This is a genomic window from Micromonospora endophytica (assembly GCF_003236305.1).
In the GTDB taxonomy this organism is placed as follows: domain Bacteria; phylum Actinomycetota; class Actinomycetes; order Mycobacteriales; family Micromonosporaceae; genus Micromonospora; species Micromonospora endophytica.
Genome location: NZ_POTX01000506.1, coordinates 1 through 768, shown reverse-complemented (window position 1 = coordinate 768; position 768 = coordinate 1). Strand labels below are relative to the sequence as shown.

General features: G+C 73.8%; 1 protein-coding gene. It reads right to left on the bottom strand.

Translation table 11 applies throughout. The features are described from left to right. Positions 1-768 (bottom strand): SDR family oxidoreductase (locus C1I93_RS30795; protein ID WP_111246724.1); only part of this gene is annotated, 768 nt, incomplete at both ends.

Sequence of the window (768 nt, the reverse complement as noted above, 5' to 3'; positions counted from 1 at the left end):
GGGTGATGCTGCGGAGAGGGGTGCGGAGCAGGGCGGTGGCGCGGGTGATGTCGAGGCGGATCTCGGCGGGGCGGACCAGACCGCACTCCGCGGCGGTGGTGGTCTTCAGGGCGCTCGGATCCCGGCCCTCCCGGCGCGCCACCAGCAGACCCAGCTCCGCCCGGCTGACCGCGTCCGGGCCGGCGACGTTGAGCAGGCCGGCATGATCCGAGCAGACCAGTTCGCACACGGCGGCAGCGAGATCGGTGACGTCGACCGGGCACCGCAGTTCATCGCTGAAGAGGGCACCCCGCCCGGCCAGGGCGTCCCGGCAGAGCTGGATCTGCGGGCTGCCCTCCCCCACGATCAGCGAGGTACGCACCAGCACGGCGGACGGGTCGATCCCCCGCACCGCCGTCTCCGCGGCGGCCTTCGCCGCACCGTACGCGAAGACCGGGCTGGGCGGCTCGTCGTCGGCGTACGGCTCGGGACGCCCGGCGTGCAGCGCGTCGCTGGACAGATGCACCAGCCGCGCACCGACCTCGGTGGCGGCAACGGCGACGTGTGCCGCCCCGTCGGCGGTGACCGCCCAGTCGGAGTACCGGTAGGAGGTGTTGATGACGGCGTCGGGGCGTACCCGTGTCACCAGCTCGCGCACCGCGTCCCGGTCGGTCACGTCGACCCGACGGACGCACGCTCCCGGCACTCCCACCTCACCCGACCAGCACGTGCCCACCACGTCCCAGCCGGCATCGACCCCCTGCCGGCAGACCTCCCGGCCCAGAAATC